Source organism: Dokdonia sp. R78006 (genome assembly GCF_042466145.1).
GTDB lineage: Bacteria > Bacteroidota > Bacteroidia > Flavobacteriales > Flavobacteriaceae > Dokdonia.
Genome location: NZ_JAXHBU010000001.1, coordinates 1,214,013 through 1,239,302 on the forward strand (window position 1 = coordinate 1,214,013; position 25,290 = coordinate 1,239,302).

Genomic DNA, 25,290 nt, shown 5'->3' on the forward strand with positions numbered 1-25,290 from the left:
GTAATTTAAGAATTATATATTTGATTGACTGTTAACTACACACTAAATAATATTTTAATTGTACCATAGCAACTAGTATTAAAACTCAATATTAACTTGGCAAATAAAAATTCTACAGCCTTAGGCACAGAGCCCATTTCAAAACTATTGGTTAAGCAAGCCGTTCCTGCATCTATAGGAATACTTGTAATGTCGCTCAATATGATTGTAGATACCATTTTTGTAGGGAGATGGATAGGCCCTCTTGCAATTAGTGCTATTACAGTTGTTATTCCTGTAACATTTTTTATAGCAGCCATAGGGCTAGCAGTAGGTATAGGAGGTAGTTCTGTACTATCCCGCGCCTTAGGATCTGGTGATGATGATAAGGCACTTCGTGTTTTTGGTAATCAGATCACACTTACCTTTCTAGTATCTGGGCTTCTAGCAGTCTTAGGGCTCGTATTTCAAGATACGCTCATTGAGTTTTTTGGAGCAGATGACTCCTTTAAAGATATGGCGCTTACTTATTATCGTATTGTGCTTTATGGCATTGTCATGCTCGCTATGTGCATGATGGGTAATAACGTGATACGTGCAGAAGGCAAGCCTAAGTTTGCTATGTATGCTATGATTCTTCCTGCAATAGGTAATATAGGTATGGACTACGTACTCATAAATGTACTGGGTTATGGCATGGAAGGTGCTGCCTGGGCAACTTTTATTAGTTATGCTATATGCTTTGCATTTATCGTTTGGTTTTTCATATTCAAGAGCGAACTAAGAATCGTAGCCGAATGTCTCAAACTTAAAAAGAAAGTTGTCTCAGAAATCTCAGGACTTAGCGCAGTAACCCTTGCACGTCAAGGAGTGATATCTGTGCTTACTATTTTACTTAACAATGTGCTAATCAATTATGGAGACGCCCTAGACGTTGCCAGTTATGGGATTATAAGTAGGATGTTAATGTTTGCACTGTTTCCCGTGATAGGGGTTACACAAGGTTTTATGCCTATCGCCAGCTATAATTATGGCGCAAATCAATATGATAGGGTGCGAGAAACTATTAAAACATCTATCATATACGCAGGAGGATTAGCACTCGCCATTTTTATCATTATTATGGTAGTTCCAGATTTCTTTGTCTCTTGGTTTATAAGTGATAGCCACGCAGATGCTCAGGCAATTGCAGATAATAACATCCTTATGGATCGGACACCAGATGCTTTGAGATGGGTTTTTGCGGCAACACCAGTTATTGTAATTCAATTAATAGGTGCTGTCTATTTCCAAGCGATTGGTAAGGCCGTCCCTGCATTATTACTCAGTCTTACAAAACAAGGTTTTTTCTTAATTCCGCTTGTATTGATATTACCTAATTACTTAGGGGTTTTTGGCGTTTGGATTGCATTTCCTATTGCAGATGTACTATCTACAGTGGTTACGGGTTATTATCTGAGGAGAGATGTGAAGAAAAATCTAGTTGTAGTAACTAATTGATGTTACGCTTACTGCCAGAATTTCTCTGTTCGAGATGGGTGGGTCGTGAAAGTTCAATTATAACATTGCAAATCGTTGTCATAGCTAAACAAACTCTGTAAATTAGCGCAAAGGTCTTGAAATATTATAATATCTGTATTGCTTGTAAACTTACTAGATTAAATTATGAGAAATTTACTTGTTACTCTATGCTTTCTTTTTTTGCTACCACTAATAACAATTGCACAGAACCCTGGCTATGTAAACAGGGAATGGAAAGAAGGTATGTTCAAAACATTCTCCGAACTCAAATTAAATGAACCTAGTCTGCCAATTTTAGGAGAATTTAAAAGAGACACTGTAAAAGTCAAATTGGCTTTGTGGAAAACTCTAAGAATACCAGCTGCAAAATTTGTATTTAATTCAAAAAAAGAAAAGTCTCGTTTGGGTAAAAAGCATAAATCTCTTTTTGCAGTCTGCAAGAATGGTAAAGTATATATACCTCGAGAGAATTATCTTTTTTTTAATTATGTTAATTATTTTGAATTAACTTTTTTAAGTAACGAATATGCTATTTATAGAGGTTATAATATTGGGAATGGTAACACATACGAATACAATGGCATTCTAGATATGAATACTGGAAAATTAAGTATTTTAAGTAAGAAGTTTTTGAAAAAGTTAGTAAAAGACAATGCAATCCTTCTCAAAAAACTTAAAAAAACACCTAACAGAGAATTAAATGAGATAGAATTTCTCAAAGATTTTATTGAAATGAAATCATAGTTTAATTCAAAAGATTTTTCGCGCCAACTTATTCTTTTGCTTTTTAATTATCTTTTTGATATAAATATCATTTTTTTTAGTTAGAAAAATAAAATTATAGAAATTAACATGACTTTAGTATCAGGACCAAGGTCTTAGATTAATCAGTTTTTCGCGAAAGCGTTAAAAACTCATCGTTACTTCTTACTTCATAGAGAATTGTGTAATTTTCTTAGCTATAACAAACACAATCCAAATGAAGACAAAATTATGCTACCTATTACTGGCAGTGTGTTCAGTACTATCTTTTGATACGTTCGCACAAACACCAGACCCCTCTACTTACGAAGCTTTAGAGTATAGACTCATTGGCCCTTTCCGAGGTGGTCGAAGTGCTGCCGTTACTGGAGTGCCAGGTCAGCCTGACTTATTTTATATGGGAAGTACTGGTGGCGGTGTGTGGCGCACTACAGATGGTGGTAAAGAATGGGAAAATATCTCCGATGGCTATTTTGGAGGTAGTATAGGAGCTGTTGAGGTTTCAAAATCTGACCCAAACGTTATCTACGTAGGTGGTGGTGAGAAAACACTAAGAGGTAACGTATCTTCTGGATATGGTATCTGGAAGTCTGAAGATGCAGGAAAAACTTGGATACAGTCGGGTCTCAAAAACAGCCGTCACGTACCTAGAATACGTGTGCATCCTACTAATTCTGATATTGTATATGCAGGGGTTTTAGGTAACATCTATAAACCTACACAAGAGCGTGGCGTTTATAAAAGTACAGACGGTGGTAAGACGTGGAGAAAAACACTTTTCTCAAACGCAGATAGTGGTGTTGTAGACTTAATTATAGATTCAAACAACCCAAGAGTACTGTACGCTACTACGTGGAATGCTCGAAGAACGCCGTACAGTTTAAGTTCTGGTGGAGAAGGATCTGCCGTATGGAAAAGTACAGATAGTGGTGAAACGTGGAAAGAGATTTCTACAAATGATGGTTTTGCCGAAGGTATCTTGGGGATTATGGGAATTACTGTTTCACCAGCAAACAGTAACCGACTATATGCAATGGTAGAAAACCAAGAAGAAGGTGGTTTATACACATCTACAGATGCAGGAACAACATGGAAAAAAATAAACGATGAGCGCAAATTGCGCCAGCGTGCTTGGTATTACACACGTCTATATGCAGATACTAAGGATGAGAATACGGTGTATGTATTAAACGTGCGTTACCACAAATCTACAGATGGAGGTAAAACATTTAGTACACACAACGCACCACACGGAGATCACCACGATTTATGGATAGCTCCAGAAGATCCTAACCGTATGATTATAGGTGATGACGGTGGCGCGCAAGTATCTTATGATGGTGGGCGCTCTTGGAGTACATATATGAATCAGCCTACGGCTCAGTTTTACCGTGTGACCACGGATAATGCTTTTCCATATAGAATTTACGTCGCACAACAAGATAATAGTACAATACGTATCCCACACAGAACAGAAGGTGGATCTATAGGAGAAACAGACTGGGAAAGCACCGCGGGAGGAGAGTCGGCACATATTGCGGTAGATCCAGAGGATAATGAGATTGTTTATGGAGGTAGTTATGACGGATTTCTTACGCGTGTAAACCACGAGAAAAACACGGTACGAAGCGTGTCTGTATGGCCAGATAACCCAATGGGACATGGTGTGGAGGACATGAAATACCGCTTCCAGTGGAATTTTCCTATCATTTTCTCAAAACATAATTCTAACAGGTTGTACACATTCTCACAAAGCGTGCACGTGAGTGAAAATGAAGGTCAAAGCTGGGAAGTAATAAGTGGTGACCTTACCACAAATGATCCAGAAAAAATGAAATCTTCTGGAGGGCCTATCACACAAGACAATACCTCTGTAGAGTATTACTGTACCATTTTTGCAGCAGCAGAGTCTCCTATGAAGGAAGGGTTATTATATGTAGGTAGTGATGATGGTCTGGTACACGTTACTCGTAATGGAGGACAATCTTGGGAAAACGTAACTCCTAAAGGCATGCCAGCAAATATGATGATCAATAGTGTGGAGCCTTCTGCTTTTGAAGAAGGAACAGCTTATGTAGCTGGAACACGCTACAAATTAGGTGATTTTGCTCCTTATTTATATAAAACGACAGACTACGGAAAGACGTGGAAAAAGATCACCAATGGTATACCAGCAGAGCATTTTACACGTGTAGTGCGAGAGGATCCTAAGCAAAAGGGATTATTATACGCCGGTACAGAAGCGGGAATGTACATCAGTTTTGACGATGGTAAAAACTGGAAATCGTTCCAACTTAACTTGCCTATCGTTCCTATTACAGACCTTACGATTAAGGATGATAACCTCATAGTAGCAACACAAGGACGTAGTCTTTGGATTATAGATGACCTTGGGATGTTGCATCAGTCCGCTTTCGCGAAAGCGGGAACAAACAAATTATTTAAGCCAAAACCAACCTACAGAATGGGCGGAAACGGTGGAAAATCAAGCCTGACTGCTGGAACTAATCATCCAGGTGGTGTAATGACTTACTTCAACTTAAAAGATTTTGACACTAAGAGAGATACCGTAACGCTATCTTATATGACGATGGCTGGTGATACGCTCAAGTCGTTTAGCACAGGAGCTAAGAAAAAAGGTGAAAAGCTAAAAGCTAAGAAAGGTGGTAACATGTTTGCATGGAACACGCGCACAGATGGAGCCGAAAAGCTTGATAAAATGGTATTATGGTGGGCAAGTCTCGATGGACCTAAAGCAGTACCTGGAAATTATAAAGTAGCTCTTAATGTTAATGGTGAGGTGCAAACAGAAACTTTTGAGGTAGTTGCAAATCCAAATGCAGAGGCTACGGTAGCAGATATGCAAAAGCAACATGATTTTATATCTGATGTAAATAAATCCGTAGACAGAGCACACCAAAGCATAAAAAAGATTAAGAAAATTAATAATCAGCTCAAGTCGTTTACTACGCAATACAAAGACGATGAACGTACTGCAGATTTGCGTGAGAAAGCAAAAACAATGCAGGAAGAGTTTGGTAAGATTGAGAAAGAACTATACCAGACGAAGAATCGCTCAGGACAAGATCCACTTAACTTCCCTATTAAGTTAACAAACAAACTAGGGCACTTAAATAGCCTTGTGGGTATGGGAGATTTTGGACCTACAGATCAAGACGTAGCTGTAAAAAATGAACTTACGGCAGCAATCAATACACAGCTTGATGCATTTGACACAATGCTAGATGCAGAGGTAACTAAGTTTAATGACGAGTTTAATAGCTTACAGTTAGATTACCTTTTTGTGGAGGATGCAAAGGAGTAGGTAGAGTAATTTTATTATTTGAAAGGCGCAGAAGAAATTCTGCGCCTTTATTGTTTTGTGCACTATTACCTTAAAATCCTCATATCATAATTTCCTTTATCTTTGTTAGAAAGCCACTATTATGGACTTAGATGCAACTAAAATCAAACTCGTAGAACTCTTACTTAAAGTGAAAGAGGAGGGCACTTTGTATAAAATAAAGAGCATTCTTGATGAAGAGGCTCCTACAGATTGGTGGGGTAATTTAAGTAACGAAGAAAGAGCAGCTATTGAGCTTGGAAAAAAGCAAGCAGATGAGGGTTTATTGATTCCGCACGATGAGGTAATGAATGTTTTTGATAAATGGCGTATAAAGTAACGTGGACGCTTAACGCGAAAGAAGGTCTTCAAGATGTTATTTTTTATCTTGAACAAGAATGGACTTCAAAAGAAATTTTAAAATTAGATATTGCTATTTCTGCTACGGTAAAAACGATTTCCTCAAATCCATTAAGTTTTCCTCTTTCATCAACAGTAATAGAGGTTCATAAAGAGGTTGTAGATAAAAATAATTTTATAGCTTACGAGGTCTTACAACATATTAATGAAGTAAGAATATTAGCTTTTCAAAGTACTAAGAAACTCCCTAAATACTAATGGCAGAATACTACCCTTATTTTAAATCCCTACACATCATCTTCGTAGTCACTTGGTTTGCAGGTTTGTTTTACATGCCGCGTCTTTTTGTATATCAGATAGAAGCTAGTGGAAAACCGTCGCCAGTTAAAGAAATACTTGGCAAGCAACTTGGCTTAATGGCACATCGCCTTTGGAAGATAATTACAGGGCCTTCTATGGTGCTCACTGTGATTTTTGGGAGCTTGATGTTTTATGTAAACCCTGGTCTTTTTAGTGCTCCGTGGATGCATATTAAATTAGCATTCATAGTACTCCTATTTTTATATCATTGGAAAAGTTGGCGTATACACAGAAGTTTACAAGAGGGAGTTTTTAAATACTCATCCGGCCAGATGAGACTGTGGAATGAAGGCGCAACGCTTATCTTATTTGCAGTGGTTTTTCTAGCAGTCACAAAAAGTACAACCAATTGGATTTTTGGAATGCTAGGCCTCGTAGGTTTGGCAGTATTGTTGATGTTAGGCATTAAATTGTATAAGAAAATACAAGATAAAAACCCAAATGCTTAATGCTCACTTTTAATCGTACCTCACTAGGAACAAAGATCTTTACCTCCATGCTCATGCTGGTATTGATTGCCTTTTTAATGATAGCAGGGGTCACTTATTTTCAATATAAAGAGCAGATAAGAGATTATAATGAGGAGCGATTAGAGCGCAAGGAGTCTTCCATAAGAAAGACGATAGATTTTGTGTTGAATAATACGAGCTACGAACTCAAAACCGAAAAAATCCCATATATCTTTAAAGAAAAGATCTATGAGATTGCAAGTATACAAGGTGAGAACATCAGTATGTATGACCTTGAGGGAGAGCCATTGATATCATCAAAGGATCAACTATTTGATAGCCCAGAACAAAAGAAGCTTTGTCTAGAAACACTTCAAAATCTTGAAGAATCTGAAGAAAAGAGATACGTAAATCAGCTAGATGGAGAAGTATCACAGCAGCTTTCATACTCATTTATAAACGATCCCAAATATAAGCCACTTGCTATATTAGAAATCGAGTATGAAGATAGCGAGGCTTTTATCAATAAGGAGCTTCGTGAGATTTTATGGCGTCTTGTGGTTGTAAATATATTGATGGTTATCACAGCTATTCTACTAGCGTATTTTCTGGCTAGGTATATTACTAAGACCTTAAAAACGGTAGAGGATAATATCAAAGAAACTCAACTAGACAAACGTAACGAGAAAATAGATACTACAGAGCTCCCATCAGAACTTACAACATTGGTCAATGCCTATAATCGTATGATTGATGAGCTAGAAGGCAGTGCTGTGAAGCTTGCACAAAATGAACGAGAAGCCGCTTGGAGAGAGATGGCAAAGCAGGTGGCTCATGAGATTAAAAATCCACTTACGCCTATGCGACTTACGGTGCAGAGTTTTGAGCGCCGTTTTGACCCAGAAGATCCAGAGGTTCACGGCAAAATTAAGGAATACAGCAAGACACTTATTCAGCAAATTGACACGATGAGTAGTATTGCTAGTGCTTTTTCGAACTTTGCAGACATGCCAGCGCAGCAAAGCGAGATTCTTAATGTGCCTAATATTGTAAAGCTTTCCGTAGATATATTTAATGAGCGTTACATCTATTTCTCTAGTGAAAAGGAAGAGCTGTTTGCAAATTTTGACAGGACGCAACTGATTCGCGTGGTTACTAATCTCGTAAAGAATGCAGTACAAGCTACAAAAGACACAGATAATCCTAATATTATCGTAGCAGTACAAGAGCTAGATACTAAGGTCGAGATTAGTGTTATAGATAATGGAACTGGCATTACAAAAGAAAATGAAGCTAAAATATTCGAACCTAAATTCACTACCAAATCAAGTGGGATGGGACTAGGACTAGCAATGGTAAAAAATATTATGGAGACCTATAATGGAAGTATTACCTTTACTTCAGAAGAAGGAAAAGGAACCATTTTTAAGGTTGTTTTTCCAAAATAAGACGTCTCAAGGCATAGCGATTGAGGCTTTATACGAACCAACATTAAAAATCAACATAGTACTATGTACAATAATATTCTTTCAACTACAGAAAACGGTATCACTACCATCACAATCAATCGTCCATCTAAGCTTAATGCTTTAAACAAAGAGACTATTGAGGAACTTCATAACGCTTTCGCGAAAGCGGAAGAAGATGCAACCGTACGCGTTGCAATTATAACCGGTTCTGGCGAAAAAGCTTTTGTAGCAGGAGCAGATATCTCTGAGTTTGCAAATTTCTCAGAGTCTGAAGGGGCAGAACTTGCTCGCATGGGACAAGAAATGCTATTTGATTATGTAGCAGATATGGGTACACCTGTCATTGCTGCAATTAATGGTTTTGCACTAGGTGGCGGACTAGAACTTGCGATGGCGGCACATTTTAGAATAGCTAGTGATAATGCACGTATGGGACTGCCAGAAGTAGGCCTAGGAGTTATCCCTGGATATGGTGGTACACAGCGCTTACCACAACTAGTAGGTAAAGGACGTGCTATGGAGATGATTATGACTGCAGGAATGATAGACGCAAATACTGCACTTGATTACGGTCTTATCAATCATATTGTTGCACAAGAAGAATTGTTACCACTTGCAGAAAAGTTAGGAGGTAAAATCATGCGTAACTCACCTATGGCAATCGCAGCGGCAATTAATGCTGTAAATGCAGGTTATGAAGACGGTGTAGACGGGTATGATACAGAAATTGAAGAATTTGGAGGTTGTTTTGGAACCGACCAATTCATAGAAGGAACCACGGCATTTCTTGAGAAGAGAAAGGCTGAGTTTTAGAAAGAGAGAGTAATATCTCGTTATAAATTTAGAGGTTCGTCTATCTTTAGATAAAATAATCACAACGCTACGTTCTTGATAAATAGATTGGGATACTGAAATGGATGATTATTTAAAAACAACTATTTAAAATCAGGTATTATGGCAAAGAGTAAAGATTCAAAGAAGAACGTGAAGAAAGAACCTACTAAAACTGCCAAAGAGAAAAAAGCAGAAAAGAGAGAGAAAAAAGCAAAATAGGTCATTTTATTTATTTCCATAAAAAATCCGCAATCGTATGATTGCGGATTTTTTTGTTTTTAAATGAAATAATTATAACTCCCATCCCTCGCGGTAGTCACGCTTCACCCAAGCATTTGCTTCCTCATAATTAGTTACACGCATATTATCTCCGTCCCACTTAATCGTACGACGTCCAGGATAATTATACGGATCCCAGTCTCCTGATTTTTTACCTTCTTTCAATTCTTTGTGTTGGTAAGCTTTAATCGCAAGATTGCCCATGAGTACAGCTTCTGTAAGCGGCCCTCCATAAGAAAATGGTGATGATGTAATACCGCCATTAATACACGCCTCAACCCACTCTCCAGCATGACCTGTGGTTACCCTTTTTATAGTTTGCGGTATTTCCGCCATATCGTTCATACGCTCGCTAGGTAGTAGTCGCGGGTTTGCACTATAGGTATCTGTAACCATAATGCCATCGCTACCGTAAAAAATGCTACCACCACCGCCATCACCTGGCTTCTCTCCTTCTCCTAGTTCGCTAGGTAAATCCGGCATAATTCCACCATCATACCAGTTTAGGCCCACGTCACCTTGCGTAGGCGAGTTAAACTTTAATCGTACTATAGAACTTGGTGGGCAAGCCTCGCGGTAATCTGCCTCCACAAAATCACCAGACCAGATGCTCGTACAACTAGCCTCGGCTTCATAAGGAAAACCTAAGTTTAATGCTTTAAATGGAGTTTCCATAATGTGACAACCCATATCTCCCATGGCTCCTGTACCAAAATCCCAAAAACCTCTCCACTTAAATGGTAGGTAATTCTCATTATAAGCACGGTATGAAGCAGGCCCTAGCCATAAATCCCAATCTAGGTTTTCGGGCACTGGATGTCCTTCTGTTATGTATTTAAATCCTTGTGGCCACACGGGTCTGTTTGTCCAGCAATCTACGCGGGATACAGTGCCAATTACTCCGGAGTTAATCCATTCCTGCGCTATTCTAATCCCATCGCCAGAAGCTCCTTGGTTTCCCATCTGGGTTACAATGCCTTGTTGTTGTGCTACGGTTGCCATTAAGCGAGCTTCGTAAATGTTATGCGTAAGAGGCTTCTCTACATAGGCATGTTTATTCTCACGCATAAAAGGTAATGCGATGGTAGCATGCGTGTGATCTGGTGTTCCCACCATTACAGCATCTACTTCCTTAATATGATTATCGTACAACTTTCTAAAGTCTCTATAAGTTTTGGCTTTAGGATGCATGGCGTAGCTCGCAGCACCCATCTTATCATCTACGTCACACATAGCCACAAACTTCACTTTACCATAGTTTGTAAGATCATTTACCACGCCACCGCCACGACCACCCACACCTATTGCGGCGATATATAAGGTGTCGGAAGGAGGCACGTGATTTCCACCTAGCACAAAGCTAGGGACGATAGTAAAAGCAGCACTAGCTGCAGCACTTTTTTGAAGAAAGGAACGACGTTTCATAAGGGTTGCTTGTTTGAATCTCTCCTAAAGATATTAAAAATCAATTGGATATAATGTTTAATAGGGGTTGTTGCGCTTTCGCGAAAGCGGAAACTAACAAGAGATTTTTAAGTGGTTGTCAGATCTGATCTATAAGGCATGAGGTTTTTGTAAAATAGGGATGCCTTTGTGAAACAGATAAGTGGTAGTTCGGTTTGTGTAAATGGATACCCTAAGCTTTACTTATATTTGAGATGTTGTAACATTGTTAAGCCTTGTTACACTCATACCATATGACTAAGTCTTTATACCTTTTTCTTTTTTTTGTACTTATTCTCGGTGCTTCTGCGGCTATTGCACAGCAGGACACTCTTGCTACCACTAGTTATGATGAGTTGAGAGAGGTTATACTAACCGAGTTGAAGAATAAAAAGGATACTCTGCGCGCGATAGAGGTTACTAAGTACCATAAAAACCGAGCGATTATAGAAAATAATCAAGAAGAAATTAGTTTTGGGTATGGTCGATATGGTTTTCTCATTGGGATTAAGGGAGAGGTAGAAGAGAGTATTGCAGCATTAGACACAGCCATTACTATTGCAGAGGCTAATGAGCTTAACGAACTTGCACTTAGAGCTCATGTTACTAAAGCGGTTGTTTATGATTCAAACTTTCTAATTACCAAAAGCATAGATTCTTATTACAAAGCATTAGAGCTAGCGTATCAAGAAGAGGATTATGCAACAGCATTTGGTATTACTAATACTCTGGGCTGGATAAAAGGCAACATGGAAGATTATGACGGTGCCATAGAAATATTAAGAAGAGGACTACGCAGCGTATCTGACGAGAATATTAGAATAGACAAGAAGATAATTACAAGACGCGAACTCAAAATATCTTTTAATCTTAATATCGCTATGGCTCATCGTAAGGCGCGTCGCTTAGACTCGACATTGCTATATATAAATCGAGCGGAAGAAATTATATTTTTACCTGTAGATAGTTGTTACATAAGTACCGCTTTTGAACTTAAAGCAAATACGCTAGTAGATAAAAACGATTTTGATGAAGCAAGTATTTATCTCAAGAAATCAACAGAATACTGCCGTCCAAAGTCTGCCTTAGATAGTTTGAGATGGAGTAATACTAAGGGAGCGATATATCTGGGTAATAAAAAATACAAAGAAGCAATTAACGTCTTAAATAAAGGGTTGAAAACCTATAGGGTTACTCCTGCAGAGGAGAAGTTTATGGCAGACTATTATAAAACACTTGCTAAGGCTTATAAAAACGTTGGTATGGTAGATAGCGCAAACTATTTTCTTGAGAAGCACCTCAATACCACTAGCAAATCTAATGACCTGAGAAGCGGACTTTCAAACTCTTTTAGGAAACAGGAAATTAAAGAATTTCAAAAAGAGCTTATTGAACTTTCAAAGCAAAAATCTCAAAAGGAGAACCTACTTCTGTATGGAGGTATAGCTGGAGCACTTATTATTCTCGTACTTGTTTATGGTCTCTTTCGCAGCAATAAAAAGAGAAAAGAAAATGAGGACAAATTCAATATTCTTGAGGCTAAAGTTTCGGCGGCAAAGGAGTCTGAAAATATTATTGACACTAAGGATGAGGTGCTAGAAGAACAAACGACCTTAGATGTAAATCCAGAGACTACACAACTTATACTAGACGGTCTTAAAAAATTGGAAGAGCAACACTATTTCTTACACCCAGCCTGCAGCGCACCTAATGTAGCAAAGCGTATTAAAACGAATACGACATACCTATCTAAGGTGATTAATGCTCAGTTTGGTAAAAACTTTAGCACTTACATAAATGATTTGCGTATTAATTATGCTATCAAAAGATTGAAGCAAGATCCAAAATTTCGCAATTATACCATAAGTTCGATAGCTACAGAATTAGGATATAAAAGTGCAGATTCGTTTACAAAGTACTTCAAAAAAGATACAGGACTTCTTCCTTCATTCTATATTAAAAAGCTCAACGAGGCAGCTTAAAATTTCACTTTTTCTTCATGATCAAACCCTAAATTTATAAAATTGGGGTTAGATTTTTTTTGCTTTCGCGAAAGCGTGCATATATTCATTAAAGCCAGTTGTAGCAGTGATTTACGGCGATTATATACTACCCTAATTTTCCTAAAATCGGGTAGCTACTCTTTTATATAGGCTAATCTTACCACATCTTTGGTTTTAGAAATCAATCACATATCAATTCTAAAAGCCGAACATTATGACATCATTAAAAAAAGTAATTAAGTATATACTCTTACTTGTTTTGGGATTATTTGCAGGGGTATTTATCGCAGGAGCTATAAGCGGCGCTAAAGATGCTTTAAGTGCAGATAAGTCTGACGCAATTCAAGCAGTACTTCTAGATCACTGCGAGTGCGAGTCTGTGACTTCTTTTATCTACACAAAGGGGATCCACTTTAGCAAAGAAGATGGTGTATCTACCGAAACAGCCGAATATGAACTCAAAAATTGCACTTACGATAATTTGTACAAGGAAGTAGCGCGTCTCAATCTAGCACTCCTAGAAGAAGTAGAAGGTTATGAACAACTTGACCTTCTTAAACTAGAGTTTGTAGGAGCAGAAAAACATGAAACTATTACCATAAAAAATGGTGTGGTGCAGTGATAACAACTAGCGATGACGCTTAATACATACTCCTAGATAAAATCAATTAACCATCTAATCATCAAAAATCAACAATTATGAAACCAACAATAAACACAGATCGATTTGTACAAATGGGCAAACTCGCCATAGGAGTCTTAACAGGCTTTGCGATACTATTTCTTATTCATATTTCTAATTATTAATATCAATCATTATGACCACAATAATCAAGTATATCATAAGTCTCTTAATAGGCATTTGTGCGCAGCAAGCAGTCGCACAACAACTCACAGGATCTTATGCAGGGACTATAACTGCTCAAGGAGTTGAAATTGAACTTATTTATAATTTTGAAACTGTAGATGGCAATCTTACGGCAACCATGGATGTACCTATGCAAGGAGCGTCTGGAATAGCTATGGATAGCGCCACACTTGAAGAAAATAAGATTTCTATAACAAGTGCAAAACTAAAAATGAGCTATCTTGGGACTATTACAAATGATAACATCTCAGGAACCTACACTCAGCTAGGTACTGACTATCCATTACAATTAATGAAAACAGAAAAAATACTCCCAGGAAATACAACATTACCGTCATCGAGCGAGGCACTTGCAAAGCTTATTGCTCAAGAAGATGGGGATTTTAAATATAAAGTAGAAGATTACTTCCAGACGCCAGAAGCGTATGCGTTTAAACTTTCACCAGATGGAAAGTACTTGTCGTACATGAAGCGTAGAGAAGATGGAAAAAGAGATCTTTTTCTAAAAAATACGACTACTCAAACTGAAATCAAGCTCGTAGAACAGCAGGAAGATTTAATACGTAGCTACTTCTGGGCGAGCGAAGATCGCATTGTGTATTCTCAAGATAAAGGAGGTAATGAAAACTACCATCTTTTTGGAGTAAATCTAGACGGTAGCGGTAATGAAGAGTTAACACCTTTTGATGAGGTGCGCGTAGCCGTACTAGCTGTTCTTAAAGAAGACAAAGATCACGTTATCGTGCAGATGAATAAGGACAACCCAGCACAAGAGGAGCCTTATAAATTAAACATCAACACGGGTACTATTGAGAAGCTGTACACCGTACATGAGGGAGATGCACCGGTAGCAGGATACGATTTTGACAAGCATGGAAACTTACGTGCAATCTCACGAATTATCAATGGGGTAGACATGGAGTTGCTTTACAATATAGACGGTGAGTTTGTAAAAATAATGGAAGTCCCTTTTGGAGAAACTTTCGGTATCAGTCGTTTTGATTATGCTTCAGATAATCCAGATGCGGCTTATGTGGTTTCAAATCTTGAGACAGATAAAATCGAGATTCAGCGTTATGACTTGCGAGCAAATAAGGTGCTGGCAACCATGTACAAGGATGAGACGTATGATGTGAGCGGAATCACGCTTTCGCGAAAGCGTAACTACGAGATTGATTATTTTTCGCACAATGGTGAGAAAGCGGTTATCGTACCTGTAAGTGACACCTATAAAAAGGTGCAAAAGCGTTTGCAGAAAGATTTTGGCGACAAAGATTTCTATGTAGTAGGACGCACAGATGACGAAAGTAAAATGATGGTGGTGGTGACGAGCGATCGCATTATAGGCGAGTATCACCTCTATGATGTGGAAGAGGATACGGTAACGTTACTGTATAAAATTCTTCCTCAGCTTGAGGAGCAAGATATGGCTGCAATGACTCCTATCACTTTTAAGAGTCGTGATGGGATTACATTACACGGGTATCTTACCATGCCTAATGGAGTTAAAGAAGGTCAAAAAGTGCCTATGATTGTAAATCCGCATGGAGGACCGCAAGGAATACGTGATAGCTGGGGTTTCAACCCAGAAGCACAATTATTTGCAAGCCGAGGGTATGCTACGCTAGCCGTAAACTTTAGAATTTCTGGCGGATATGGTAAGGAGTTTTACACCTCTGGTTTTGGACAAATAGGTCGTAAAGCGATGGATGATGTAGAAGATGGTGTAGATTATGCAGTTTCCCTCGGACAGATTGACAAAGATAAAGTTGCCATTTATGGTGCGAGTCACGGTGGATATGCCGTACTACGCGGAATGACCAAAACACCAGAAAAATATGCTTGCGGTGTAGATTATGTAGGTGTGAGTAACTTGCATACTTTTATGGAAACTATCCCGGCATACTGGGAGAAGTACCGTGATATGTTGCATACCATCTGGTACAATCCTAACAAGCCAGATGAGAAGAAAATCATGGATGAGATTTCTCCAGCCTTACATGTAGATAAGATTGTAAAGCCACTATTTGTGGTGCAAGGAGCAAATGATCCTCGAGTAAATATAGACGAGGCAGATCAAATTGTGGAGCAGTTAAGAACTCGCGGAGTTGAGGTGCCATACATGGTGAAGTATGATGAGGGTCACGGTTTTGGTAAAGAGGAAAACACGCTAGAATTGTATAAAGCAATGATGGGCTTTTTCGCAGAGCACTTAAAACAAGAAGAAGTTGTTGCTCTTAAAAAGTAGATTATATTTTACGCTTTCGCGAAAATTTGAATAAAAAAACCCTGAATGTCAAATGACATTCAGGGTTTTTAATGAGGTCTAATCTGCTATTTTAATCCTTCCCACTCGGCATAAAATTGGGCTAGAAAGCCTTCCATATATTGGTGACGTTTCTCTGCCATTTTCTTACCGGTTTTGGTGTTCATTCGGTCTTTTAATAGTAGCAGCTTTTCATAAAAGTGATTGATGGTAGGAGCGGTGCTTTTTTTATACTCATCTACTGTCATAGCTAGCTGAGGTGCTATTGCTGGATCATAGAGTTTTCTGTTTTTGAACCCTCCGTAGTTAAAGGTGCGTGCAATCCCTATGGCTCCTAGAGCATCTAGTCTATCTGCATCTTGTACAACATCTAGTTCTAGAGATGTAAACGCTTGCGCTTTATTTCCTCCTCTAAAGGAGATGTTTTTTATAATCTGAACGACATGCTCAATCACGGTACTATCGCAGTTTTGACTTAACAGAAACTCTGTAGCCATTTTTGGAGCAATGGTCTCATCACCATTAAAAAATTTGGAATCTGCAATGTCATGTAATAATGCACCAAGAGCTACTACGAGAGGATTTACTTTTTCTCCTTCGGCAATCTTTACGGCACTTTTATAAACACGTTCTATATGAAACCAGTCGTGACCACCTTCGGCGTTTGCAAGGGTAGTTTTTACAAAGGTGATGGTGTTGTCTATGAGTTGTTGGTGTTCTTGTGTCATCTTCAGAAGGAATAGGATAGATTATAATCTCAAATGTCGGCAGTTTGATTCAGTCCTACAAGGTTACTTACGGCAAAACTATGCAGTTTGAATTGTTACTTTTTCGCGAAAGCGCACTGAAAACAACATTCATACGCATAAAAAAACCACCCTAAAAAGAGTGGCTTATTTTTTATTGCCGTCTAGCGACTAAAGTCTACGGACTACTTTACGTGCTCGTTAAAAGCATCCATAAGATTTTCTGCAATCATTTCTGCAGGTCTTCCCTCAATGTGGTGACGCTCTAACATATGTACTAACTCACCATCTTTAAAAAGCGCCATTGAAGGGCTTGATGGAGGAAATGGTACCATAAAAGAACGAGCAAGATCTGTTGCCTCGCCGTCTACTCCTGCAAACACAGTAAATAAGTTATCAGGCGTCTTCCCGTTTACTGTAGCATGTACAGCAGCTGGACGTGCATTACGAGCAGCACAACCACAAACAGAATTTACAACCATAAGGGTTGTTCCTTCTTTTTTCATTGCAGCGTGTACGTCGTCTGTTGTATGTAATTCTGTGAAGCCATTTCTGGTAAGGTCTTCACGCATAGGTTTTACTAAATCTGGTGGATACATAATCAATATATTTTGATAACAAAGGTACAAAAAGTGTTCCTCCTTTGTATGACGGAAAATATGGCAGATTCTTACAATTATTTCCTACTGCTTTTATAACAAGCTGTAACTATGGCACAAAAGCGTAACAAACAGAATTTGCTCTCGTCTAATCTTAAGAACTCGTAGATTTGCAGTTCTAAAAGATTGAAAAGTACATATGATTAAATATATAGGAGCCGTAGTAGGTTGGTTTTTGGCACGTGGGTTTTTTGGCGCTGTCATAGGCTACTTTATCGGTAGTGCGATAGACATGATGATGAGTACAAATAAGGGAGCATCTGAAGGTGGATCTCGTGGGCAACGCTTTAAAGATGTTTTTGAGCAAGCCACACAGCAGAATGTCTCGCCTGGCGATTTTGAACTTAACTTGCTTTCACTCGCATCTATCGTGATTAAGGCAGATGGAAAAATAAGCCAGACAGAGCTAGACTATGCTAGAGCCTACTTTGTGAGAGCATATGGAAAGGAGCGAGCAAATGCAACCTTTAGAACTTTTAATGATGTGATTAAAAATCGTGAGATTTCGGCATCAAACATATGTACATACCTTAATGCGAGAACGCGTTATGAGGTGCGATTACAGATTTTACACTTCTTATTTGGCATCGCAGGAGCAGATGGTCAAATAAGTCAGCCAGAGGTAAATGTGCTGGGTACTATTGCAGGATATTTTAGAATCAACCATCAGGATTTTGAGAGTATCAAAAACATGTTTGTTAAGAAAGCAGATAGTGCTTATAAAATACTCGAAATAGATAAATCTGCTAGTAATGATGAGGTGAAGAAAGCCTTTAGAACCATGGCCAAAAAATATCACCCAGATAAACTTATGGACATGGATGAAGCCTACCGTAAAGGAGCAGAAGAGAAGTTTAGAAACGTGCAAGAAGCTTACGAGCAGATTCAAAAAGAACGCGGTATTTAACGTCTTTCTTAGTATAACCTTACTATTTCTTTAAGATACATTGTGTAAAGCACTGACTAACTTTGCAGCAAAACAATGTTATGAAGACGCCTTCCGTATTATTTTTTGATGTCAACGAGACACTTTTAGAGCTTACAGCTTTAAAAAAAAGTATCACTACTGTTTTAGATGGGAGAGAGGAGCTTGTGCCATTATGGTTCAGCACGTTATTACATTACTCACTAGTTGAAAACGTAACAGGAGATTATAAAGATTTTAGCGAGATAGGTGTCGCAGCATTGCAAATGGTAGCCGCAGGCAATGATATTACCATTACAAAGGAGCAAGCTGAAGATGCGGTAATTAAGCCTTTTAAAAGTTTGATGCCTTATAAAGAGGTAAAACAAGCATTAGAGGCGCTCAGGGATCAAGGCTTCAAGCTCGTTGCGCTCACAAATTCATCAACTTCTGGACTAGCCGAGAAGTTAACATATGCTGGAATAAAAGATAATTTTGACACGTTGCTAAGTTGCGAGACTGTAGGAGCTTTTAAACCTAGCTTAGAAGTTTATAGTTGGGCACTTTCAAAATTGAATGTACAAGCAGATGATGCTATGATGATTGCTGCTCACGGTTGGGATATTACTGGTGCAAAAAAGGCAGGAATGCAAACTACGTTTATAAGCAGGCCAGGTAAACAAATGTATCCACTAGCTCAAAAGCCAGATTATACTGTGGATACACTCGATGGTCTGGTAGACATCTTCTCAAATAAATAAGCTACTACTTTTTAAATAACACCTTAAATGCTCCTTTTGTAAAAGGAATTTTAGGCGCACTTAAAATAACTTTAAGCTCGTCTTTATAGGATGATTCTTCATCTAGAAATCTAAAGATATGTGCGGCTTTTCCTTTTTTAAACATGCGTGTAAAAATCTCTGCACCACGTTCATTGTGCGCAGCAAGAACTTCAAGCAATACGCCATCATAAAAAGTCCAGCGATTTTTAAGGCTATAATTTTTTAGAGGTTTACCACTTTTTAAAAAGTCAATAAGCGCCGCCGATTTTTTCAAGGTGTGTTTAAAGGTATACCCAGTACTCGCTTTAGTCCACCCGCCTGCGGTACCTATATGTAGCACATGCTTGCTATTATGTTGAGCAAAATCATAAGTGGTCATAGGGATACTTCCTAGCTCTCGATCTGTGATTTCATAATCTGTTACTCCAAGATTATTTAAATAATCTTTTATAGCGTTTTCGTATTCTTCCTTTCGGAGTAGATCTTTAGAAAACAATGTGTACTCTACAAGTGCTTCGTGAGTCGAAGTAGGAAGTACATACATAAATCTACAATTACCATTTTGAGGTATGCTAAAATCCATGTACGTTGCTACTTTAGGGTTAAAAACAGCCTTGTCAGTTTTTACAAACCAGCCTATAAAGTGCTGTTGCAATACCACAGCTTCTTGCTGATTTTCTAATTGCTTTGGTTTGTAAATGCTATTTAAAATTGTGGTAGCATGATATTCAAGATCAACAGTTTTTGCTATTGCTCCGTTTTCTTTTTCAGTGACTTGTGTTACTTTACCTTGTATAAACGTGATATTGCTATGTTGCGATAATTCCGCTTTCGCGAAAGCGTATAATTGTTCACTCTCCACCTTTTTGTAGGTATATGGAGATATGTCTATGGTCGTACTTTGTTTATTTCCTTTAATTAGCACCGAAGGCCAAGAGTAAGAAACGACACTTTCAAATAGATCTGGAATGGTCTCCCAAAAACACCAAGTGCGATCGTTTTTTTTATGGAGATCTTGATCGATGATAGCAATAGACACATTTTTAAAAAAAGGATCTCTTGCCATACGAAGCGCTGTTGTTAGTCCAGAAAGACCAGCACCTAGAATAATATAATCGTATTGATTTTGCACATGATAAAGATACGGGGAAGTTGTAAAAGAAGTAGCGTCATTTGTAACTTTACAAAGTGACTCAAACTACAATATTTAATAATACATTTTTACTACATCCTACTGGCGCAATGTACTGGAAGGAGCAAGATGTATTACTCATCGCCGATGTGCATTTTGGGAAAGTAGCTCATTTTAGAAAACACGGTAGTGCCGTTCCTCAAGAGGCGATACAAACTAATTTTGAGCAGTTGGATAAAGCAATTGCTTATTATAACCCTAAGGAGGTTTGCTTTTTAGGAGACTTATTTCACTCTGATCTTAATATAGAATGGGCTTATTTTGAAAAATGGATAAGCGATCAAACTGTTAGGTTCACGCTGGTGATTGGAAATCATGATATCATCTCTCCATTACGATTTGAAAAGCTAGGCATAACAATTTATGACGAAAGAATCATTGATGGTTTTTTACTCACGCACCATCCCGAAGAACGAGATGGGTTATATAATTTTTGTGGTCACATTCATCCAGGAGTTCGACTGCAGGGTATGGGAAGACAAGCGCTAAAAATGCCTTGCTTTTTCAAGAAGGAAAGCCAACTTATATTACCTGCCTTTGGAACTTTTACTGGAAATTATTTATTAGAACCGGAAGAAGGTGATGAGGTATTTGTGCTAACTCCAAATGAAGTGATTTTAATTGCATAATTGATGTGTAGCATCATGAGGAAATACTAGTTCCTGCAATCTTCTTTTTAATTACTACGGCACACATTTTTAATGGTCTGAGCAATAGTCTAACTTTGCAGCCTTAATACAACAGGTGATGGATAAAGACAAATTAGAGCTTTCAAAAGAAGAAATGACTGCCTACGGATACCGTATTGTAGATGCCGTAGTAGAACATTTTGACACACAAAACAGTAAGTTTCCTTTGGCTTCTGGAACTCGTGAAGAAATGGATAAGATGTTTCTAGAAGAAGCGCCAGAAAAAGCTTCAGATCCACAAGAAGTACTTGAATTTGTGATAGAAAAAGTGATGAAGCAAAGTGCGATTTCTACGCATCCTAAGTCTTTTTCATTTGTTCCTGGACCTAGTAACTACGTAAGTGCCATGTCTGACACGCTAGCTACAGGATTTAATATATTTTCTGGAGGCTGGTCACAATCACCACCTGCAGCAGAGTTAGAGATTGTAACGATAAGTTGGTTACTTAAGATTTTTGGCTTTCCAGTAAAAAAAGGAGGAGGGATTTTTACGAGTGGAGGATCTATGGCAAACCTTACTGCCATTGTTACTGCTCGTCGTGTGATGTGCGGAGAAGATTTTGCAAATGCAGTTATTTATCTTTCAGATCAAGCACACTCATCAAATATTAAGGCGCTACGCATCGTAGGTTTTACAAAAGACCAAATACGATTAATCCCAACAGATTCAGAGTTTAAATTTTCCACTATAAAACTTCGTAGTGCTATCGCTCGTGATAGACTGGAAGGTTACAATCCGTTTTGTGTAATTGCTACCGCAGGAACTACAAATACGGGAACAGTAGATCCTCTTACTGAAATCTCAAAAATCTGTAAAGAAGAGAAACTTTGGTTCCACATAGATGGAGCATATGGAGGAGCGGCGATTCTTGCAAAAAACGGAAAGGAACTTTTAAAAGGTATTTCAAAAGCAGACTCTCTTACTGTAGATCCACACAAGTGGTTTTTCCAACCTTATGAGATGGGTTGCTTGTTAATACGCAATCACAAATACCTGAAAAGTACTTTTGTTGAGAAGCCAGAGTACTTAAGAGATATAGAAGGTAATGAATCTGAGATTAACTTTTATGATCACGGTGTCCAATTAACAAGACGTTTTAGAGCACTTAAATTCTATATGTCTTTAAAAACATTTGGACTAGAAGGATTTAGAAACGCCATCACATATAACATCAAAATAGCCGAAAAGACCGAGAAGTTACTCCGTAAAAGTAAAAAGTGGGAGATTGTATCACCTGCTACGCTTGCGATTATTAACTTTAGGTACAATCCCTTAGGAAATAAATTTACAGAGAAGCAACTAGATGAACTCAACCAGAAAATCTCTGGTATGGTAACAGCATCTCGTGAGGCTCAACTAGTAACTACGATACTCAATAAGCAAGTGGTGCTTCGTATGTGTTTAATTAATCCGCGTACAACTTTTGACGACGTACAAGATACGCTTACACTTTGCGAGAAATTTGCAGACGAGATCTTAGGATAAGCAAAGCTTCGGTTTTGTGAATATTTTAGCAGTAGCTAGGGGTGTTTGAACATAGTAGCCTATGTAACTTTACTAAAAATCAGTGATTATGAAAAAGACCTATGCGATTGTAAATTTTCTTTCTGTGTTATTGGTACTGGCTGTAAACGGACTTTCACAAGCCCAGCGCTGGAATAATACTACGATAGGTGAAGCTTCAGATAAGTATGAGAATTTGTTTACGCCAGCAGGATATGCATTTTCTATCTGGGGTGTCATTTTCTTAATGCTATTGGGGTATTCACTTTTTCAAATACGACGCGCTTTCTTCAGTAAAAAAGAATCACCGTTTATTGTGCAGACTGGTTGGTGGTTTGCTATTGCAAACTTTCTTAATGCGGCATGGGTGGTTGCCTTTACGTATGACTACATAGGATTATCTGTTCTTATTATGCTAGGAATTTTGTCTAGCTTAATACTAGTAATCTCGCGTACTAATATGGAACGATGGGATGCTCCTATTGAAGTTATAGGACTTGTGTGGTGGCCTATTTGCATCTATTCTGGATGGATTGCAGTAGCAACTATTGCAAATTTCTCTGCCTTTTTTGCAAGTATAGGTTGGACCGGAGGACCGCTTAATGAAGTAGTATGGACTATGGTGATGATCACAATTGCAGTACTTATAAACGTACTTATGGTGTGGATGCGCAATATGAGAGAGTTTGCACTAGTAGCTGTGTGGGCACTTGTGGCAATATTTATAAGACACAAAGATCTGCATGAAAGCATTGCTTATTATGCATTATTAGGAGCAGCAGTATTAGTAGTAATTACAATGTTACACGCCTTTAAGAATAAGGAAACCGCTCCTCATTTAAAATTCAAGGAACGGTTTCTTGATAATTAAACCATACTCTGCATATCACTAGCAAACGTAGGATATGCAAAAATCGTTTCTCTAAACTGTGTACACGTCATCTTTTGCTGTATTGCCATAGCAAATAGATTGATCATCTCACTCGCTTCTGGTGCAAGTATCTCAGCACCGAGGATTTCATCGTTAGGGCCTTTTATGGTCTTGTAGCAATAGTCTGGTGAGTTAAGACGCTTTATACTAAACCAGTCTGGCACATGCTCTTCTAGCACTTTGTATTCAATTCCTTTTGCCTTTGCTTGTTCTTCGGTTAAGCCAACGATAGCGAGTTGTGGCGTGGTATAAACTGCGGTAGGAATCGCAGGAAAGGTATATGCTTTGCGCTCGCCGGTTGCGAGTTGTATTCCTACATGTTTTCCTTCTAAACTAGAAAGCGGAGTTAATGGTAAAGCACCACTATCTGCCACATCACCACATGCATACACATTAGGATTAGAGACACTTTGTAAATACTTATTCACCTTGATTCCTTGCGGAGTTGCTTCTACATTGCCTTTGTCAAGAGCAAGCATGTCAATAGAAGGAACACGTCCAGAGGTATTAAAAACCATTTCGGCTTTTAGTTCATGCTCTTTTCCGTCTTGCTTGTAATAGACACGTGTGTTTTTTTGAAGCATTTCCGCCCCTATTACATCTGCTTCAAAAATGAACTTAATTCCTATATCTGAAGATGCTTTCTGGAGCTGGTCTGTGATTTGCTCGTCAAACATTTTTAGCACACGCTCGCCTCGATCTATTACAGTAACATTAACACCGCAACGAGCAGCAATATGTGCAAATTCCATGGCGATATAACCTCCACCTACAAAGATGATGCTTTTTGGAAGCTCTGGAAGCTCAAGAAAATCGTCTGATGTTTTAAAAAGCTCAGCTCCTTTAAAGTGAAGTGGTCTTGGGATAAGTCCGGTGGCAATTACCACTTTATCCGCAGTCACCTTTTTGCCTTCTACAATGAGTAATCCTTCTTCTATAAATTCTGGAGACTGGTGATACATGGTAATCCCAGCTTGTTCGAGAGAATCTTCTGTTTTTACAGGCATTGCAGAAACAAATTTTTCCTTAAATTTTTGCAGCGCTTGCCAGTTTATAGTAGCTACGTCTGTAACTCCTACCTCTGCCAAGTGCGAGGTGCGAGCTATGATTTCGCTAGCGTTTAGTAATACTTTTTTTGGATCGCAGCCTCTATTTGCACAAGTGCCGCCATACTCACGATTATCTGCAATGGCTACTTTCATTCCCGCCTTTGCGCAACGTGTTGCCACCTGTCTTCCTGCACTTCCTGTACCTATAACAAATATGTCGTAATGTTCAAATCCCATCTTTTCCTTTTTTATAAAGGTAGGGAGCACACACTTTTGTTGCTGTTATGAAAATGGTAAAATGTCAATCACGCTTTCGCGAAAGCGTATGATTAACCACGACAAACTAGTGTAGTTGTAGTTACTCTTGGCTTGTAAATCCATCTACTACCGTCTTTGATGTGCCATCTATTGCAAAGGTGTTGTGACGTAAATTTTTAATAAAGATGAAGAAGAAAATCACATAAATCATTTGTGAGCCTACTAGATCCCAGTCTTCTTTAAAAGAGGTTCCTGCCATTAATAATGTGATTAATATAAAACTTAGTGCCGCAGCAAGACGTGTTTTAAAACCTATGATGAGTAGCACTCCTAGTACAAGTTCTACAATAGGAAGTCCAAAAGCGATTGGCTCCACAAGCGCAGGAGGTAACATCGTTCCCTCAAAACCTTTTGATAGTCCGCTGGCAAAACCTTCCATTTTAGGAAGTCGCACTACACCGTGCAATAAGAAGTTAATACCTATTGTAATACGCGCGATTACAAATGCAAGCTGATGATCTGTCCAGTTTTTCATAATTTAAAATTATAGAACCTTAAGATAGCGTAGTGTTATGAAAATGGTAAAAAGTAAATAACGCTTTCGCGAAAGCATTAAAAAATCAACAGATATGATGTTGGT

The 25,290-nt window shown here is 38.4% G+C and carries 22 protein-coding genes; 16 read left to right on the forward strand and 6 right to left on the reverse strand.

Going from position 1 to position 25,290, the window contains the following annotated elements; translation table 11 throughout:
• Positions 1-96 precede the first annotated feature (96 nt).
• The 8 genes from SJY37_RS05515 (at position 97) to SJY37_RS05550 (ending at position 9,056) form a co-directional block, all read left to right on the forward strand.
• Positions 97-1,479, forward strand: a complete 1,383-nt coding sequence (locus SJY37_RS05515) for an MATE family efflux transporter (protein WP_298323119.1) — start codon at positions 97-99, stop codon at positions 1,477-1,479.
• A gap of 165 nt (positions 1,480-1,644) precedes the next feature.
• Entirely contained in the window at positions 1,645-2,244 is a 600-nt protein-coding gene (locus tag SJY37_RS05520) for a hypothetical protein (RefSeq protein ID WP_013750533.1), read from the forward strand.
• A 235-nt stretch (positions 2,245-2,479) separates the two neighbouring features.
• Positions 2,480-5,587, forward strand: a complete 3,108-nt coding sequence (locus SJY37_RS05525; RefSeq protein WP_298323117.1) for a glycosyl hydrolase — start codon at positions 2,480-2,482, stop codon at positions 5,585-5,587.
• Between the two features lie 121 nt (positions 5,588-5,708).
• Complete coding sequence (locus SJY37_RS05530) at positions 5,709-5,945, forward strand: hypothetical protein (RefSeq protein WP_298323116.1); 237 nt, start codon at positions 5,709-5,711, stop codon at positions 5,943-5,945.
• Complete coding sequence (locus tag SJY37_RS05535) at positions 5,930-6,223, forward strand: type II toxin-antitoxin system RelE/ParE family toxin (RefSeq protein ID WP_379952870.1); 294 nt, start codon at positions 5,930-5,932, stop codon at positions 6,221-6,223. The genes SJY37_RS05530 and SJY37_RS05535 overlap by 16 nt, the downstream gene beginning before the upstream one ends.
• Positions 6,223-6,774 (forward strand): CopD family protein, encoded by a 552-nt coding sequence (locus SJY37_RS05540; protein WP_298323112.1) that lies wholly within the window; start codon positions 6,223-6,225, stop codon positions 6,772-6,774. Before SJY37_RS05535 ends, SJY37_RS05540 begins: the two co-directional genes overlap by 1 nt.
• The gene (locus SJY37_RS05545) at positions 6,774-8,222 is read left to right on the forward strand and encodes a PAS domain-containing sensor histidine kinase (RefSeq protein ID WP_298323110.1); all 1,449 of its coding nucleotides are present in this window, start codon (positions 6,774-6,776) and stop codon (positions 8,220-8,222) included. The genes SJY37_RS05540 and SJY37_RS05545 overlap by 1 nt, the downstream gene beginning before the upstream one ends.
• A 63-nt stretch (positions 8,223-8,285) precedes the next feature.
• Positions 8,286-9,056, forward strand: coding sequence for an enoyl-CoA hydratase/isomerase family protein (locus SJY37_RS05550; RefSeq protein ID WP_298323108.1), 771 nt, complete (start codon positions 8,286-8,288; stop codon positions 9,054-9,056).
• Positions 9,057-9,368: 312 nt separating this feature from the next.
• Here SJY37_RS05550 and SJY37_RS05555 read toward each other — a convergent pair whose 3' ends face one another.
• Entirely contained in the window at positions 9,369-10,781 is a 1,413-nt protein-coding gene (locus SJY37_RS05555; RefSeq protein WP_298323105.1) for a Gfo/Idh/MocA family protein, read from the reverse strand.
• Between the two features lie 272 nt (positions 10,782-11,053).
• Here SJY37_RS05555 and SJY37_RS05560 point away from each other — a divergent pair, with 272 nt between their 5' ends.
• From SJY37_RS05560 to SJY37_RS05570, 3 genes are all read left to right on the forward strand, one after another.
• Positions 11,054-12,781, forward strand: a complete 1,728-nt coding sequence (locus SJY37_RS05560) for a helix-turn-helix domain-containing protein (protein WP_298323103.1) — start codon at positions 11,054-11,056, stop codon at positions 12,779-12,781.
• 235 nt (positions 12,782-13,016) lie between these two features.
• Positions 13,017-13,424 (forward strand): hypothetical protein, encoded by a 408-nt coding sequence (locus SJY37_RS05565; RefSeq protein ID WP_298323101.1) that lies wholly within the window; start codon positions 13,017-13,019, stop codon positions 13,422-13,424.
• A 196-nt stretch (positions 13,425-13,620) separates the two neighbouring features.
• Positions 13,621-15,918, forward strand: a complete 2,298-nt coding sequence (locus tag SJY37_RS05570; RefSeq protein WP_298323099.1) for a S9 family peptidase — start codon at positions 13,621-13,623, stop codon at positions 15,916-15,918.
• Positions 15,919-16,004: 86 nt separating this feature from the next.
• On the opposite strand, the gene SJY37_RS05575 is transcribed toward SJY37_RS05570, so the two are convergent.
• Both SJY37_RS05575 and SJY37_RS05580 read right to left on the reverse strand, forming a co-directional pair.
• The gene (locus SJY37_RS05575; RefSeq protein WP_298323096.1) at positions 16,005-16,664 is read right to left on the reverse strand and encodes an HD domain-containing protein; all 660 of its coding nucleotides are present in this window, start codon (positions 16,662-16,664) and stop codon (positions 16,005-16,007) included.
• Between the two features lie 203 nt (positions 16,665-16,867).
• Entirely contained in the window at positions 16,868-17,281 is a 414-nt protein-coding gene (locus SJY37_RS05580; RefSeq protein ID WP_108877581.1) for a BrxA/BrxB family bacilliredoxin, read from the reverse strand.
• A gap of 199 nt (positions 17,282-17,480) precedes the next feature.
• Here SJY37_RS05580 and SJY37_RS05585 point away from each other — a divergent pair, with 199 nt between their 5' ends.
• Together SJY37_RS05585 and SJY37_RS05590 are read left to right on the forward strand one after the other, a co-directional pair.
• A complete protein-coding gene (locus SJY37_RS05585) occupies positions 17,481-18,248 on the forward strand; it encodes a TerB family tellurite resistance protein (RefSeq protein ID WP_013750523.1) in 768 nt (255 codons plus the stop codon).
• A gap of 80 nt (positions 18,249-18,328) precedes the next feature.
• Positions 18,329-19,006: a haloacid dehalogenase type II gene (locus tag SJY37_RS05590; RefSeq protein WP_379952873.1), complete on the forward strand. Its 678-nt coding sequence runs from the start codon at positions 18,329-18,331 to the stop codon at positions 19,004-19,006.
• A gap of 4 nt (positions 19,007-19,010) precedes the next feature.
• Here the strand turns inward: SJY37_RS05590 and SJY37_RS05595 are convergent, their stop codons facing one another.
• On the reverse strand, positions 19,011-20,159 hold the full coding sequence (locus SJY37_RS05595; RefSeq protein ID WP_379952874.1) for a lycopene cyclase family protein: 1,149 nt from the start codon (positions 20,157-20,159) through the stop codon (positions 19,011-19,013).
• Positions 20,160-20,215: 56 nt separating this feature from the next.
• Here SJY37_RS05595 and pdeM point away from each other — a divergent pair, with 56 nt between their 5' ends.
• From pdeM to SJY37_RS05610, 3 genes are all read left to right on the forward strand, one after another.
• Positions 20,216-20,848: a ligase-associated DNA damage response endonuclease PdeM gene (gene pdeM, locus SJY37_RS05600; RefSeq protein ID WP_298323078.1), complete on the forward strand. Its 633-nt coding sequence runs from the start codon at positions 20,216-20,218 to the stop codon at positions 20,846-20,848.
• A 118-nt stretch (positions 20,849-20,966) separates the two neighbouring features.
• Positions 20,967-22,394 (forward strand): aminotransferase class V-fold PLP-dependent enzyme, encoded by a 1,428-nt coding sequence (locus tag SJY37_RS05605; protein ID WP_298323074.1) that lies wholly within the window; start codon positions 20,967-20,969, stop codon positions 22,392-22,394.
• An 88-nt stretch (positions 22,395-22,482) separates the two neighbouring features.
• Positions 22,483-23,283, forward strand: a complete 801-nt coding sequence (locus tag SJY37_RS05610; RefSeq protein WP_298323072.1) for a tryptophan-rich sensory protein — start codon at positions 22,483-22,485, stop codon at positions 23,281-23,283.
• On the opposite strand, the gene SJY37_RS05615 is transcribed toward SJY37_RS05610, so the two are convergent.
• Together SJY37_RS05615 and SJY37_RS05620 are read right to left on the reverse strand one after the other, a co-directional pair.
• Positions 23,280-24,629 carry an NAD(P)/FAD-dependent oxidoreductase gene (locus tag SJY37_RS05615; protein WP_298323069.1) on the reverse strand — a complete coding sequence of 450 codons (1,350 nt, stop codon included), beginning with the start codon at positions 24,627-24,629 and terminating at the stop codon, positions 23,280-23,282. The genes SJY37_RS05610 and SJY37_RS05615 overlap by 4 nt on opposite strands.
• 121 nt (positions 24,630-24,750) lie before the next feature.
• Complete coding sequence (locus SJY37_RS05620) at positions 24,751-25,185, reverse strand: DoxX family protein (protein WP_298323067.1); 435 nt, start codon at positions 25,183-25,185, stop codon at positions 24,751-24,753.
• Positions 25,186-25,290 lie beyond the last annotated feature (105 nt).